Origin of the sequence: Grimontia kaedaensis, from assembly GCF_023746615.1 — a bacterium.
Lineage (GTDB): Bacteria > Pseudomonadota > Gammaproteobacteria > Enterobacterales > Vibrionaceae > Enterovibrio > Enterovibrio kaedaensis.
In genome coordinates, this window is the sequence record NZ_CP082275.1 from 1178286 (window position 1) to 1193854 (window position 15569).

Annotated in this window: 16 protein-coding genes; 14 read left to right on the top strand and 2 right to left on the bottom strand. The window is 48.5% G+C overall.

From position 1 onward, the window contains the following. Positions 1–8: 8 nt before the first annotated feature. From ruvB to nadA, 13 genes are all read left to right on the top strand, one after another. The gene (gene ruvB, locus K6Q96_RS05630) at positions 9–1016 is read left to right on the top strand and encodes a Holliday junction branch migration DNA helicase RuvB (protein WP_251878508.1); all 1008 of its coding nucleotides are present in this window, start codon (positions 9–11) and stop codon (positions 1014–1016) included. A gap of 459 nt (positions 1017–1475) precedes the next feature. Continuing rightward, positions 1476–3062 carry a cytochrome ubiquinol oxidase subunit I gene (cydA, locus tag K6Q96_RS05635; protein WP_251878510.1) on the top strand — a complete coding sequence of 529 codons (1587 nt, stop codon included), beginning with the start codon at positions 1476–1478 and terminating at the stop codon, positions 3060–3062. A gap of 14 nt (positions 3063–3076) precedes the next feature. Further along, complete coding sequence (gene cydB / locus K6Q96_RS05640; protein ID WP_251878512.1) at positions 3077–4213, top strand: cytochrome d ubiquinol oxidase subunit II; 1137 nt, start codon at positions 3077–3079, stop codon at positions 4211–4213. 15 nt (positions 4214–4228) lie between these two features. Further along, a complete protein-coding gene (cydX, locus tag K6Q96_RS05645) occupies positions 4229–4339 on the top strand; it encodes a cytochrome bd-I oxidase subunit CydX (protein ID WP_039849945.1) in 111 nt (36 codons plus the stop codon). Positions 4340–4349: 10 nt separating this feature from the next. After that, complete coding sequence (locus K6Q96_RS05650; RefSeq protein WP_002538444.1) at positions 4350–4634, top strand: cyd operon YbgE family protein; 285 nt, start codon at positions 4350–4352, stop codon at positions 4632–4634. Between the two features lie 166 nt (positions 4635–4800). After that, a complete protein-coding gene (gene ybgC / locus K6Q96_RS05655) occupies positions 4801–5214 on the top strand; it encodes a tol-pal system-associated acyl-CoA thioesterase (RefSeq protein WP_062662388.1) in 414 nt (137 codons plus the stop codon). Beyond that, positions 5204–5890 carry a protein TolQ gene (gene tolQ, locus K6Q96_RS05660; protein WP_046306749.1) on the top strand — a complete coding sequence of 229 codons (687 nt, stop codon included), beginning with the start codon at positions 5204–5206 and terminating at the stop codon, positions 5888–5890. Before ybgC ends, tolQ begins: the two co-directional genes overlap by 11 nt. A gap of 3 nt (positions 5891–5893) precedes the next feature. Continuing rightward, complete coding sequence (gene tolR / locus K6Q96_RS05665) at positions 5894–6340, top strand: protein TolR (protein ID WP_251878514.1); 447 nt, start codon at positions 5894–5896, stop codon at positions 6338–6340. An 8-nt stretch (positions 6341–6348) separates the two neighbouring features. Beyond that, positions 6349–7443, top strand: coding sequence for a cell envelope integrity protein TolA (tolA, locus tag K6Q96_RS05670; protein ID WP_251878516.1), 1095 nt, complete (start codon positions 6349–6351; stop codon positions 7441–7443). Between the two features lie 12 nt (positions 7444–7455). Then, positions 7456–8808, top strand: a complete 1353-nt coding sequence (gene tolB / locus K6Q96_RS05675) for a Tol-Pal system beta propeller repeat protein TolB (protein WP_251878518.1) — start codon at positions 7456–7458, stop codon at positions 8806–8808. A gap of 33 nt (positions 8809–8841) precedes the next feature. Then, positions 8842–9363: a peptidoglycan-associated lipoprotein Pal gene (gene pal, locus K6Q96_RS05680; RefSeq protein ID WP_251878520.1), complete on the top strand. Its 522-nt coding sequence runs from the start codon at positions 8842–8844 to the stop codon at positions 9361–9363. A 15-nt stretch (positions 9364–9378) separates the two neighbouring features. Next, a complete protein-coding gene (ybgF, locus tag K6Q96_RS05685; RefSeq protein ID WP_251878522.1) occupies positions 9379–10113 on the top strand; it encodes a tol-pal system protein YbgF in 735 nt (244 codons plus the stop codon). 155 nt (positions 10114–10268) lie between these two features. Beyond that, positions 10269–11330, top strand: a complete 1062-nt coding sequence (nadA, locus tag K6Q96_RS05690; protein WP_251878524.1) for a quinolinate synthase NadA — start codon at positions 10269–10271, stop codon at positions 11328–11330. Positions 11331–11399: 69 nt separating this feature from the next. Here nadA and K6Q96_RS05695 read toward each other — a convergent pair whose 3' ends face one another. Together K6Q96_RS05695 and K6Q96_RS05700 are read right to left on the bottom strand one after the other, a co-directional pair. Next, positions 11400–12893 (bottom strand): CoA-acylating methylmalonate-semialdehyde dehydrogenase, encoded by a 1494-nt coding sequence (locus tag K6Q96_RS05695; RefSeq protein ID WP_251878526.1) that lies wholly within the window; start codon positions 12891–12893, stop codon positions 11400–11402. A gap of 11 nt (positions 12894–12904) precedes the next feature. Next, positions 12905–14065, bottom strand: coding sequence for an iron-containing alcohol dehydrogenase (locus tag K6Q96_RS05700; RefSeq protein WP_251878528.1), 1161 nt, complete (start codon positions 14063–14065; stop codon positions 12905–12907). Between the two features lie 502 nt (positions 14066–14567). On the opposite strand from K6Q96_RS05700, the gene K6Q96_RS05705 reads away from it, so the two are divergent. Beyond that, the gene (locus K6Q96_RS05705) at positions 14568–15494 is read left to right on the top strand and encodes a LysR substrate-binding domain-containing protein (RefSeq protein ID WP_251878529.1); all 927 of its coding nucleotides are present in this window, start codon (positions 14568–14570) and stop codon (positions 15492–15494) included. Positions 15495–15569 lie beyond the last annotated feature (75 nt).

Genomic DNA, 15569 nt, shown 5'->3' on the forward strand with positions numbered 1-15569 from the left:
GATTTGGAATGATTGAAGCTGATCGACTGATGGGCACGGTACCCCCGAGCCGCGAAGACGACGTCATTGACCGCGCTATTCGCCCAAAGATGCTGTCGGATTATCAAGGTCAGGATCATGTCCGTGATCAGATGGAAATCTTTATTCATGCGGCGCGTAAACGTGAAGAAGCCCTCGACCATTTGCTGATCTTTGGGCCTCCAGGTCTGGGTAAAACCACTTTGGCAAATATTGTTGCCAACGAGATGGAAGTGAATATCCGCACAACCTCCGGGCCTGTGCTGGAAAAAGCCGGTGACTTGGCGGCGCTGCTGACCAATCTTGAACCAAACGATGTGCTTTTCATTGATGAAATTCACCGCTTGAGCCCTGTCGTGGAAGAAGTGTTGTATCCAGCGATGGAAGACTACCAACTGGATATCATGATTGGTGAAGGCCCGGCTGCGCGTTCTATTAAGATCGACTTGCCACCATTTACGCTAGTAGGCGCAACGACACGTGCTGGCTCATTGACCTCTCCACTGCGTGATCGTTTCGGCATCACTCAGCGCCTTGAGTACTACAATATTGCTGACCTCAAAGGCATTGTTAAACGCAGCGCGAATTGCCTGAATCTGGATATGGATGAAGAGGGGGCGTTTGAAATCGCTCGTCGTGCTCGTGGGACACCACGTATCGCGAACCGTCTGCTTCGCCGGGTCCGTGACTATGCGGAAGTCAAAGCTGATGGTCGTATCAATGCGGATGTGGCATCAAAAGCCTTGGATATGCTAGATGTTGACAATCAGGGCTTCGACTATATGGACCGCAAACTTCTCACGGCGATTATCGAGAAATTTGATGGTGGTCCGGTTGGTTTGGATAACCTCGCCGCGGCAATTGGTGAAGCCAAAGACACCATTGAAGATGTTCTTGAGCCTTATCTTATCCAACAAGGTTACCTGCAGCGTACTCCACGAGGTCGTATAGCAAGTCAGCGTGCTTATCTTCATTTTGGATTTGATATGCCTGAGTGAGCAAGCGCCACTATTTCCCTCTTTATCAAAGGCTGGCTTAGTGTCAGCCTTTGCTATTTTTCCTCTCTGAACAATACTTCTAGTGCAATATATCTGTGTTAGTAGCTCGCATGTCTTAGCACGTACTAATTAGCGTTTTGTTTTGATCTCGATCTTGAATACAAACGATTTGAACATCCGAAATTGATTATTTTGACAGCAATCAATGTGAGATTGCTCCAAATGCTTTGAAGCGCATCGCGAGAATGGTTAGTATTAGCTAGCGCTATATTAGGAGTTGCTTAACAAAATCCTAACCAGTGCGGCACATTCGTGCAACATAAAAAAGGATGGCTGTTTACACGGTCCTCGTAAGGAAGCTCAGTTAAGCGCGGGCTATAAGGCTCGCAGGTGATTAAGCATTTACTTAACGATACGTAAGTGTCGTGCGTCAGTCAGCCTGACGATGAAGGAGTTACTATGTTAACTGATATTGTTGATCTGTCGCGGTTCCAGTTTGCACTGACTGCGATGTATCACTTCTTGTTTGTCCCACTGACTCTGGGCATGGCGTTTTTGCTAGCCATTATGGAGTCTCTGTATGTGATGACCGATAAGCAAATCTACAAGGACATGACCAAGTTCTGGGGTAAGCTGTTTGGTATTAACTTCGCGTTGGGCGTCGCTACTGGCCTGACCATGGAGTTCCAGTTTGGTACTAACTGGGCATACTATTCTCACTATGTCGGCGATATTTTTGGTGCTCCTCTGGCTATCGAAGCGCTGATGGCCTTCTTCCTGGAATCTACTCTTGTCGGTATGTTCTTCTTCGGTTGGGACCGTCTCTCCAAGCGCCAACACCTTACTGTCACATGGCTAACCGCCATTGGCTCCAACTTTTCTGCGCTTTGGATTCTCGTCGCTAACGGCTGGATGCAAAACCCTGTGGGTGCAGAGTTCAACTTCGAAAGCATGCGAATGGAAATGGTGAGCTTTGCTGAAGTTGTACTTAACCCGGTTGCGCAGGTGAAATTTGTTCACACCGTGGCGGCAGGTTACACGACAGGTGCCATGTTCGTTCTGGGTATCAGTGCTTACTACCTGCTGAAAGGTCGTGACGTTGCGTTTGCACGACGCTCTTTCGCGATTGCTGCATCATTTGGTATGGCGGGCATTCTGTCTACTATTGTGCTGGGTGATGAATCTGGCTATGAGCTGGGCGACGTTCAGAAAGTCAAACTGGCCGCAATCGAAGCGGAATGGCATACAGAGCCGGCACCAGCTGCCTTCACCGTATTTGGTTTCCCTAATCAAGAAACCATGGAAACCGATTACGCGATTAAAATCCCATACGTGATGGGTATCATCGCGACTCGCTCTTTCGATAAGGAAGTAACAGGTCTACATGACATCATTGATGAGCACGAAGCTCGCATTCGTAACGGTATGATTGCTTACGGCTTGCTTGAGAAACTGCGTGCAGGTGAAAAAACCGCTGAAAATCTGGCTGCGTTTGACGACGTGAAGAAAGACCTTGGTTTCGGTCTGCTGCTGAAACAACAAACACCAAACGTTGTTGATGCTACAGAAGCGCAAATTAAGCAAGCGGCAAAAGACTCTATTCCACAAGTAGCACCGCTGTTCTGGAGCTTCCGCATAATGGTAGCGTGTGGCTTCGCCATGCTGTTCATCTTCGGTATGGCGTTCTATCAAACTTGTCGCCAGAAAATCGATGAAAAACCATGGCTTCTTAAGCTGGCGTTATTTGGTATTCCATTGCCATGGATCGCCTGTGAAGCGGGTTGGTTCGTTGCTGAGTACGGTCGTCAGCCTTGGGCGGTGGGTGAAATTCTGCCAGTACACATGGCAGCATCTAATCTTCCTGCGTCAGAAATCATCACTTCACTGGTTGCGATCGTTGCACTGTACACAGTGTTCCTAATTGCTGAAGTATACCTGATGGTTAAATTCGCGCGTTTAGGCCCTAGCAGTCTAAAAACAGGCCGTTATCACTTTGAAAAGCTAAAGAGCCCGGAAACGGATCTTGCGCGTCAAGTTGAAGCATAAGGAGAGCGTGAGACATGTTTGAATACGAGATTTTACGTCTGATATGGTGGGCACTGATTGGTGTGCTGCTGATCGGCTTCGCGATTACTGATGGCTTTGACATGGGTGTCGGCGCATTGGTGCCAGTTATTGGTAAAACCGATAACGAGCGTCGCGTGATGATTAACTCCATTGCGCCTCACTGGGATGGTAACCAGGTATGGTTGATCACCGCTGGTGGCGCGCTGTTCGCAGCGTGGCCTTTGGTGTATGCGGTGTCATTCTCAGGCTTTTATTTAGCGATGATTCTGACGCTAGCGGCATTGTGGCTCCGCCCAATTGGCTTCGACTACCGTTCAAAAATTGAAGACCCACGCTGGCGTAAAACCTGGGATAAAGGCATTTTTGTGGGTAGCTTCGTGCCGCCTATCATCTTCGGTGTTGCATTTGGTAACCTGCTGCAAGGTGTTCCGTTTGAACTGAACGAGTTCTTGATCCCAACTTACCGAGGCTCTCTCTTTGGCCTGCTGAATCCGTTTGCGATTCTATGTGGTTTGGTCAGCTTGTTCATGATCGTGACGCAAGGCGCGACTTATCTTCAGATGAAAACCACAGATGCGCTGCACGTTCGTGCACGTAACGTGGCACAGATCTCTGCGATTCTGACTGCGGTATGTTTTGCACTTGCTGGCTTCTGGGCTCAAAGCATTGAAGGCTATGTGATCACCAGCGAAATCATGACCAATGCAACGTCGAACCCATTGAATAAAGAAGTGATGACCCTAACCGGTGCACTGTTTAATAACTACGAAGCTTACCCACTACTATGGGCTGCACCGGCGTTGGCAGTATTCATGCCAATGTTGGTTGCCGTATGTGCGCGTTTCGAGCGTGACGGTTTTGCGTTCTTGTTCAACAGCTTTGCGATTGCGGGTGTGATTTTGACGGCTGGCTTTGCGATGTTTCCATTCGTAATGCCTTCTAGTTTGTTCCCATCGCACAGTCTTACGATGTGGGATGCGACGTCGAGCGAGTTGACGCTGAATATTATGACTGGCGTTGCGATTGTGATGGTGCCAATCATCCTGTCTTACACCGCGTGGTGTTACTACAAGATGTTCGGCCGTCTTGATGACAAGTTCATCGAAGAAAACAAAACCTCACTGTACTAAGAGAAGGAGTTAACCATGTGGTATTTCGCTTGGATTCTGGGTGTATTGCTGGCGTGCTCGTTCGGTATTATCAATGCGCTTTGGTTGGAACACACCGAAGCCATGGATCGTGACAGTGAAGAATAAGTTCACGACTATGCTAGACGGTCTGCATGACCGTCTCCATATCCGTGTGCTCATGCTGTTATCGCTGGCAATGGCGCTAACATGCGGCGGGTTAGTCATGTGGGATCCTCAGACTTTCGCAGATAAGATTGGTGGCTTCACTGTTGCCAATGGTCCTGCACTGATTTGGGCAACCTGTACCGGAATGATCCACGGTATGGCGTTCAAACCGCGATTCTGGCTTTGGCAGCTCGTTTTCTTTCCACCGTTTGCTTGGGTAGTTATGAGTTTTGTGCTTGTAAAAGCATTTCTATGACATCCCGTTGTAACACTCTGTTACCGACAGCCCGGCCTAAAACAGCTGGGCTGTTTTATTTTGCGCCATTCGTGACCAGCCTCGTCGCTTGGTGCTTTTATTACACTGAGTAAGTCAGTTATAGTATTTCGCTAAACCTTACTATGGATTTCAGGTAATTATCAGGATGAGGACTCTCCATCCGTTCTGCTGGCCTGTTCGCATCTACTACGAAGACACTGATACTGGTGGGATCGTCTATCATGCGAACTACCTCAAATACTTCGAGCGTGCGAGAACAGAACTTCTGCGCAGCATCGGTGTCCATCAACATACGTTATTTGAAGAACATACGGCGTTTGTCGTACGTCATATGGACATCGATTTCCTCAAAGGCGCAAGGCTTGACGAAGAACTTACCGTTCAAACAACGGTACCTGAAGTTCGTCGGGCGACCCTCACATTCTGTCAAGATTTGGTGAATTCAGAAGGCGATGTGTTGTGTCGTGCCACCGTTAAGGTAGCCTGTGTCGATTCTGAGAAAATGAAACCGAAATCCATCCCTAAATCGATTCAATCGGAGATTTTAAGTGAGCGCTGAACTTTCAATTCTTGATCTGTTCTTGCAGGCGAGTCTGCTGGTTAAAGCAGTCATGTTGGTTCTGCTAGGCATGTCTGTCGTGTCTTGGGCAATGATCATAAAGCGTTCGCAGGTGCTTTCAGAAGCGTCATCGAAAGCGGAGCGTTTTGAAGACCGATTCTGGTCCGGGATGGATTTGTCTCAACTGTTCCAGGAAGTGCAGGCGCGTAAAGACAATCTGTCAGGCAGTGAGCAAATCTTCTACTCTGGCTTTAAAGAATTTGCCCGTCTTCACCGTAGCAACGGCAAAGTGCCTGAAGCTGTGATGGAAGGCACCTCCCGTGCCATGCGCGTTTCTCTCTCTAAAGAAGTGGAATCGTTGGAAACCAATCTTCCATTCCTCGCAACGGTCGGTTCAATCACGCCATACATCGGCCTTTTTGGTACTGTGTGGGGCATCATGCACGCATTTATTGCGCTGGGCGCTGTTAAGCAAGCGACCCTTGCCATGGTTGCACCGGGTATCGCGGAAGCACTGGTTGCAACTGCAATGGGTCTGTTTGCTGCTATTCCAGCGGTGATGGCGTACAACCGATTTACTGCGAAAGTGGGCAAGCTTGAGAACAACTACATCAACTTCATGGAAGAGTTTTCGAGCATTCTTCACCGTCAGGCGTTTGCTTCACCGAAGGAGTAACGTATGCCTTACCAGCGTAAACGGCGGAAAATGAACGCCGAAATCAACGTGGTGCCATACATTGACGTGATGTTGGTACTCTTGATTATCTTCATGGTGACAGCGCCTTTTGTTACGCAGGGTGTAGATGTGGATCTTCCACAAACATCGAATGCTAAAACGGCGGCAGAGCTTGCAAAAGAAGAAGACAGCGGCGCATTTATTATCGTAGAAGTTGATCAGAACGGCGGTTTGGGACTTTCCGTGAATAACGGAGACATGCAACGCGGTCTGTCACTTCAGGATCTACTTATCCGCGTGAAGGCAGAGCTAGAAATTAACCCTAAATCACCTGTGCTTGTTGGTGGTGATGGGCGCGTGCCGTATTCAGAAATCATTCTCACCTTGGATACATTGAACCAAGCTGGGGTTTCATCAGTCGGCTTGATGACGGAACCGCTTGATTCATGAGAGATGGAATGAAGAAAACTCAGAAGTCGAGTTACACGGGCGCAACTTTCGTTTCTGTGTTGCTACATGCTGCATTATTTGGTGGCTTACTTTGGGGGGCGGACTTTACGAAAGTCTCGCACCAACCTGCAGGGCAGAGTATTGAAGCTGTTGTTATAGACCCAAGTGTGGTGAACGAGCAGGCGAGAAAAATTCGCCAGCAGCGCGATGAAGCCAAACGTCAGGAAGACGATCGTCTTCGTCGTTTGGAACAGCAAGCTGATTTACTTGAACAGCAGCGTGAGCAGGAAGAAAAACGCCTACGTGAGTTGCGAGCTGAAAAACTGGCTGCTGAAAAAGAGGCCCGTGAAGCGGAAGTCGAGCGCAAGCGTATTGCTGATGCCAAGCAAAAAGCCGCTGAAGAACAGCGCAAAGCCGAAGAAGCTACACGTATTGCTCAGGAAAAAGCGGCTGCAGCCGAAGCTGAGCGTGTTCGTCGCGTAGAGGAGCAACGCAAAGCGGAAGAAGCGGCGAAGAGAGCAGAGGCAGACCGCCAACGTGCCGTTGAAGAGCAGCGTAAAGCTGAGGAAGAGCGTCAACGTAAACTGGCTGAAAAGCAGCGTGCTGAAGAAGAAGCCCGCAAAGCTGAAGAAGAACGCCAGCGTAAGTTAGCCGAGAAGAAAAAAGCTGAAGAGGAAGCCCGCAAAGCTGAAGAGGAACGTAAAGCAGCAGAGCGAGCGGCTGAAGAAGCACGCCAGAAGCAACAGCAGCAGGAGGCTGCCCTTAACGAGCTTTTTAGCGGTCTCGAGTCGGAATCCGCCACGCGCGATACGGCTCGAGGACGTTTTGTGAATGATGAAGTTGCCCGCTATGGCTCCATCTACACACAAATGATTAAGCAAAATTTGCTGGTAGATGACAATCTCCGCGGGCAGGAATGTATCGTTAAAATGCGCATTTCTGGCACTGGTTTGTTACTGGACGTGTCTGAGGTGGGCGGTAATCGTTCACTCTGCCGTGCGACCAAAACTGCAGTTTTAAAAGTGTCATCTTTCCCAATGCCAGATGACAAAGATATCGCAGCTGAGCTCCAGAATATCGAGCTGACTGTGAAACCAGAGTAAGAGGGATCCTTCATGTTGAAACGAGTACTCTTCGGAGCAGTAGTGATGATGCTAGCCGTGATTCAACCTGCACATGCAGAGTTGAAGCTGGTCATCACCGAAGGGGTAAACTCCGCGCGCCCAATTGCCATTGTTCCTTTCAAATGGGAAGGTGAGGGCAAGCTTCCTACGGATGTTTCAGCGGTCGTGGCTTCGGATTTACAGCGAAGCGGCAAGTTTAGCCCAGTACCAACCGACAAAATGCCACAAACGCCATACAACGATGAGCAGGTGGACTTTAACGACTGGACTGCAATGGGTGTGGATGCGCTGGTTACAGGCACCATCAGCCCAACGGCGGATGGCAAATACCTGATCAATTATCAACTGATTGATATCGTTCGCGGCCAGTTAACCGGCGGTCAAAGCAAAGGGCTGTCTGCAACTGGCGAATTGGTGCTGACTAAAGATCACCTGCTGTTGAACAACCGCAAAGTGGTTAGTGATAAACAGCTTCGCCAATATGCCCACCGTATTTCCGATTTGGTTTATGAAAAGCTAACGGGCGAAAAAGGTGCATTCCTGACGCGCATTGCATACGTGGTTATCGACGACAAAGCTGAACACCCTTACCAACTTCGTATTGCGGACTACGATGGATACAACGAATTGCTGGTACTTCGTTCCAAACAGCCGTTGATGTCTCCAGCATGGTCTCCTGATGGCAAGCAATTGGCTTACGTGAGTTTCGAGAACGGTCAGGCGCAGATTTTCCTGATGAATATCTACACCGGTGAACGTGAAATGATTTCGTCATTCCCACGTCACAACGGTTCGCCACGCTTCTCTCCGGACGGCAGCAAACTGGCGATGGTACTGTCGAAAACTGGCAGCCTTCAGGTTTACGTGTTGGATTTGAAGACCCGCAAGATGGACCAGATTACCAAAGGCCGTGCGAATAACACCGAACCATTCTGGGATCCAGATGGGCAGTCTTTGATCTTTACCTCAGACCGGGGTGGTAAACCACAGATTTATCGAGTAAATTTAGCCGACGGTTCTACCAATAGGATTACTTGGCAAGGTAGCCAGAACCTCGGCGGTCAGCTTACCCCGGATGGTAGATACCTGGTGATGGTTCACCGCTCGGACTCAGGCTACAACATTGCAAAACAAGATTTGCAAACGGGTGCTGTTGAGATTCTAACGAAAACTATGTTGGATGAATCTCCAAGCCTGGCGCCAAATGGCAGTATGGTCATTTACAGCTCAGTTTACGGGCGTAATAACGTGCTTTCTTTGGTGTCCATTGATGGACGCTTCAAAGCAAGACTACCAGCTACCAATGGCCGGGTGAGAGCCCCAGCATGGTCCCCGTTCCAATAAATATTTGCGCTTATTTGATATAAGGAAAACAAGATGCAAGTTAATAAAGTACTTAAGGGTTTGGCTGTAGCGCTGCCTATGTTTACTCTGGCGGCATGTAGCTCAAGCGACAGCTCTACCGACAGCACTGGCACCGAAACTAACAGCGGTTCACAAACTACTGTTGTGACTCCAGTAGATGGCGGTCAAGGCGGCCTGACTGAGCAAGAGATCCGTAACAACGAATTGCGTCAGTCTCAAACTGTTTACTTCAGCTTCGACGACTACTCTGTTCTGCCACAGTTTGAAGATATGCTGGATGCACACGCAGAATTCCTGCGCGCTAACGCAGACATCAAAGTGGTTGTAGAAGGTCACGCTGATGAGCGTGGTACTCCTGAGTACAACATCGCGCTGGGCGAGCGTCGTGCAAATGCAGTGGCTAAGTACCTGCAAGCACTGGGCGTACCAGCATCTCAAATCTCTATCGTAAGCTACGGTGAAGAAAAGCCACTGGTTCTTGGCCAGGGTGAAGAAGCTTACGCGAAGAACCGTCGTGCGGTTCTGGTTTACTAATTAAAGGTAAATCTTATGAACAGTAACACTTTGCGTGCTCTATCGCTGGCGTTACTGGTGAGTGCGGCAGCCCCTGTGGCTGCCGCACCTGCTCCGGTGACTGAGTTGGGCGGTAGTGGTAGCTCTGTTGAGCGCTTGGAGCGAATGCTGGAAGCTCGAAACCAGATGCAAATCGACATGCAGCGCCAACTGGACCAGATGGCGAGCGAACTCGACGAGTTGCGTGGCACGGTCGAAAGAAACAATTACGAATTAAATCAGATGCTGGAACGTCAGCGCGATCTCTACCGTGAGATTGATTCGCTGAGAAATGCGAAACCTGCACCTGCTGTTGAAGCTAAGCCTCAAGAAAATGCTTCAACGGAGAATTACTCGGCGAATCAGTCTGAGAATGCGGAATATGATGCGGCAGTAAATCTCATCCTTAAAGAGAAGAACTACTCAGGCGCGACAGAGGCGTTCAACGCATTCCTAGCGAAATACCCTCAGTCAATTTACAAGCCAAACGCGCACTACTGGCTGGGACAGCTGTACTTCTCAAAAAGCCAGTTAGATGATGCGAAGAAAAACTTTACAGCAGTCAGCCAGTTTGCGAAATCAAGTAAACGTGCAGATGCACTGTTGAAGTTAGGTATCATTGCTCAGCGCCAGAAAGAAGCCGCAACGGCGAAAAGTCTTTTTGAACAAGTTGTGAAGGAATACCCCGGCACAACCACGGCAAAACAAGCTGAGAAGCAGTTGAGCCAATAAGTTCTAAAAGCGTCGCTTAAGAAAGCCAGCATGATTGCTGGCTTTCTTATATCTAAAAAGACGCATTTCGGCGTAAACGATCTGTCATAAAAGATGAAAACTCGATACCAAGCTGGGTATAATGATCGGATTGGAAGCCAAATCTGAGTAAGTTGATGAGCCAGATTATTAATACTGCAGAGACAGTATATCCTTTCCCTCCGAAGCCGGAGGCCTTGTCCGAGCAACAGAAAACTGACTACATCGCGAGCATCAAGCAACTGCTTAAGGAAAAAGATGCGGTGATGATTGCTCACTACTATACCGACCCTGAAATCCAGGCGCTGGCCGAAGAAACAGGTGGTTTCGTTGGTGACTCTCTGGAAATGGCGAAGTTTGGTAACAAGCACCCTGCCAAGATCCTTCTGGTTGCTGGCGTTCGCTTTATGGGCGAAAGCGCCAAAATCCTTACTCCGGAAAAGACCGTTCTGATGCCAACGCTTGAAGCAGAGTGTTCATTGGATTTGGGCTGCCCAGAAGATCGCTTCACCGAATTTTGCGATGCCCACCCTGACCATACTGTGGTGGTTTACGCCAATACTTCTGCAGCCGTTAAAGCTCGTGCGGATTGGGTGGTTACCTCATCTATTGCGTTGGAAATCGTTGAACATCTCGATGCTGAAGATAAGAAAATTATCTGGGGTCCTGACCGCCATTTAGGTTCATACATCGCCAATAAGACCGGGGCAGAAATGCTGCTTTGGCAAGGCGAGTGTGTGGTGCACGATGAATTCTCCGCAAAAGCGTTGAGAGACATGAAAGCTGTCTACCCAGACGCTGCGATTCTTGTTCACCCAGAATCCCCAGCCAGTGTTGTAGAGCTTGCAGACGCTGTCGGCTCGACCAGCCAGCTGATCAAAGCAGCGAAAGAGTTACCAAACAAGCAACTTGTTGTCGCCACAGACAAAGGCATCTTTTTCAAGATGCAGCAGATGGTGCCGGAAAAAGAGTTGATTGAAGCGCCAACCGCCGGTGCTGGTGCAACATGCCGAAGCTGTGCGCATTGCCCTTGGATGGCAATGAACGGCTTGAAGGCCATCGAACTGGCATTGCGTGAAGGTGGCGAAGAGCATGAAATCTTCGTTGACGAAGCGATCCGAGTGAAATCTCTGATTCCACTAAACCGTATGCTGGACTTTGCTGCTTCTCTACAATTGCAGGTTAAAGGCAACGCGTGAGGTCAAAGAGAATAGGCCTCTTAAGAAAAGAGCTGCCATTGGCAGCTCTTTTTGCTTTGTGTTTTCAAATTATAGCGTTGGCATAGAGAATGAAGTGCTCTCACGCACACTGGCCGAAGGCCAGCGCTGGGTGATAGTTTTGCGTCGGGTATAAAACTTCACGGAGTCTGGTCCATACGCGTGCAGGTCACCAAAGAGTGATTGCTTCCAACCGCCAAAGCTGTGATAAGCCACAGGAACGGGCAGGGGAATGTTGATCCCGACCATGCCCACTTTGATATGATCTGAGAAGTAACGCGCCGCTTCACCGTCACGGGTGAAAATACATGTGCCGTTGCCATATCTATGCTCGTTGATGAGTGTCATGGCTTCTTCCATGGAATTCACGCGAACGACCTGCAGCACTGGGCCAAAGATCTCTTCCTGATAGCTGACCATGTCTGGTCGAACATTGTCGATGAGTGTTGCACCGACGTAGAAGCCATTCTCATAGCCTTTCACTTCAGGGTTTCGTCCATCAACCACAAGTCTTGCGCCATCTTTCTCGGCAGAAGCGATATAAGCTTCGACTTTCTCTTTGTGCTCTTGAGTGATCACAGGGCCGAAATCGTTGTCGTTGTCGTAGAAGGGTCCAACGCGCAGTGATGAAAGCTTCTCTGCGAGACTACCGACCAATCTGTCAGCCGCATCATCACCGACTGCTACTGCCACAGACAGTGCCATACAGCGCTCTCCGCTAGAGCCAAATGCAGCACCAAGCAGCTGGTTCACTGCGTTTTCCATGTCGCAATCTGGCATGACAATCGCGTGGTTTTTCGCGCCGCCGAGAGCCTGACAGCGCTTGCCAGCCTGACTCGCCTTCTCGTAGATATATTGCGCAATCGGCGTGCTGCCAACAAAGCTGACGGCTTCTATGCCTTTACTTTCAAGCAGTCTGTCTACGACGGTTCTATCGCCTTGAATGACCTGCATGACACCGTCTGGCAATCCAGCTTCTTTTAGCAATTCAGCTATATATAGTGCTGCGCTAGGGTCGCGTTCAGACGGTTTCAGGATGAAGCAGTTACCGCAAACCAATGCCATAGGGAACATCCAAAGCGGTACCATGGCGGGGAAGTTGAAGGGGGTAATACCCGCAACGACACCGAGTGGCTGGTGCTCAGACCAAGAGTCGATACCTGCGCCGACGTTTTTGCTGAACTCACCTTTCAACAATTCAGTGGCGGAACAAGCATATTCGACATTTTCGATACCACGTTGAAGCTCGCCCATTGCGTCATGCTTAATTTTCCCATGCTCTTCACCAATTAATCGACAAATGGTTTCCTTGTTGTCTTCGAGCAACTGCTTGTATCGAAACATAATACGCGTGCGTTTAATGACTGGTGTGTTGCGCCACTCAGGGAACGCAGTGTTTGCGATGTCGACTGCCTCATCTACTAGCTCAACGGGCGCTAACAATACATCCTTTGCGTGCTCACCCGTTGCTGGGTTGTACACTGCTTGCTTTCTGGAACAAGTTTCTCTGATCTCTCCACTGATCAAATGCCCGATATCCGTCATTTATCTTTCTCCTATTTCCAGAGGCTGATGTAGAGTGTTTTCATCTCGTCTTCAGAAGGCACTCTTGGGTTATTCCCTGGAGAGCCGGATCCAAAAGCCTGCTGAATCATGGTGTCGAGCACGGCGTCAAAATCACCTTTTGCAACACCAAACTCTTCCAAAGAGGGGACTTTCAGTTCTTCATTGAGTGCCAGCAACTCTTGTTTCAGGCGGCTATTGGCTTCTTCAACACTGGCAGACTCATCAACCAATCCCATCGCTTTCGAGCACTGCGCGTAACGTTCAGGGCAAGCCGGAATGGAAAAGGCGGTAATACTTGGCAGCAACATGGCATTGGACAATCCATGTGGTACATGGAAAAACGCGCCAATAGGCCGACTCATACCGTGAACCAAGGCAACTGAGGCATTGGAGAAGGCAATGCCTGCGAGCGTGGAACCCATCATCATTTTCTGACGCGCATCAACGTTTTGGCCATCGTGATAGGCCTTGCGAAGGTTTGGAGCGATAAGGCGCATTGCCTCCAAGGCGTTGTAATCACTGAACGGGTTTCCTTTCTTACTCACGTAAGCTTCGATAGCATGAGTAAGTGCGTCTATCCCTGTATCCGCGGTAATACGAGGGGGCAGGGACATGGTCAATTTGTAGTCCACCAAAGCAGCGACAGGAAGAAAGCCCAGGCCAATACAGAGCATTTTTTCGTCGGTTTCTGAGTCCGTGATGATAGTGAACTTGGTCACTTCAGAGCCAGTACCCGCTGTGGTCGGAATTGCTACCACCGGAATACCGGTTTCATTGACGATGCGAGGGGCTTTGTAGTCACGCATAATGCCGCCGTGGCTGGCAAGCATACTAATCGCCTTGGCGCTGTCGATGGCGCTGCCGCCTCCAAGGGCGACAATACAGTCGGTTTGACTATCGCGTGTCACTGAGACCGCTTCTTCAATCGATTGTGAGGTTGGCTCCGGAATGGTATCAGCGTAGATATGGCTTTGAATCCCAGCTTCCGACAGCAGTTCTGTCACCATGGCGGCATAGCCCATCTGTACCATGGTTTTGTCTGTAAGGATCAGGACGCGAGATGCGTTAAATCCTTTCACGATATCCGGCAGCCGTTTGGTTGCGTCTTCGCCGAACTCCATCATCCGTGGCATAGCAACTGAAGTGCTCATTTTAAGGCTCCTACTGTATTGGTATCTGGTTTCCGGGTAATGGCGCTATATAGGGTCACCACTGGGAATGTAAGTGCGATGAAGATATTGCTTCCCTCTATAGAATTAAGTTCTGATCTGATTGCAATGCTCCTCTCTAAAACGCTAGCAAATTAATAAAAGCCATGGTTTTTATTAATTTTCCTTCTCTACGTTTTAAATTTACTTATTTGCGACTTATATATGTCGCATTTGGGTAAGTAGGACGTGTTTTACTTGAGGTAGTAACCTTTCACAATTCAATGCTTTCCATCAATTAATAAATTTATAGCCATTGGTATAAAAATAATTATGCATTAAAGCTGTGTGTCACTATTTTTACATTTTGACCATTTCTTTCTGTGTTGATTGGGTGTACATAGTGAATTTATAAAAATGAAAAGTCGGCACTTTTTGATGTCGGCAAGGTGGATTTTTCTCAAAAAAACCGGTTGGTTTTAACATGATGCAAGGAACACAACACATGAAGAAACGGCTACCTCCGCTGAACTGGCTTAGGTCGTTTGAAGCTGCGGCAAGGCATCTTAGCTTTACCCATGCCTCACAGGAATTACACATAACGCAGGCCGCTATGAGTCAGCAGATCAAAGCACTGGAAAGCCAGCTCGGTACTATGCTTTTCGTCAGGTTACCGAGAGGTTTAGAGTTGACTGAAGCAGGCGCGGCGTACTTACCTGTGCTTCATGAATCTATTGAGAAAATGAACGAGGTGACTGACGAGCTGTTTGGTAAAGGAAGAAATAAGCTACTGAATGTTAGAGTTAATCTTGTCTTTTTTGTTAACTGGCTCGCTCCGCGTTTGCCCGATTTTTATGAGCGGTATCCGGATATCAACCTGAAGATCACCAGCAATATCTGGGTGAACAGCCAACAGAAGGCGCCTGATTGTGATCTAGAGATTATCTACGGCAACGGCCGATGGCAGCAGTATGAAGCTCGCAGGCTTACATGGGATCTGCTCCAACCGGTTTGCAGCCCAAACTACGCTTCCCGTTTCCAACGAAAACCCGTTCCTGAAGATATCGTCAATGAAAATCTGATACACGTTATCGGTTACGAAGACGGCTGGAATAGATGGTTTCAGTCGATTGGTATGCCATACACCGAATTTAACCTTGGCAGTCAGTTTGATACTTTAATCAATGCCTTTGAAGTAGCGGCTAACGGCGGTGGTATAGTTTTGGGGAGGAGTAGTTTACTTCAAGGGTATTTCGAAAGTGAAAAGCTTATCTCCTTATTTGAACAGGAAGTTTTAACAACAGAAGCTTTCTATTTGGTTAATCACAAATCCCGTTTCTTACATCCTCATGCTGAAGCTTTTATTGACTGGGTGATGGAAGAGGTTAATAACGATGAAGTAAATAATATACATCGCCCACTTTATAACTAGTCATTCCTAGTTGCATTAAAAAATTTATGACGAGACTAAATTTAAATTAATGGTCGCTAAAGTTTAAAGTTATTA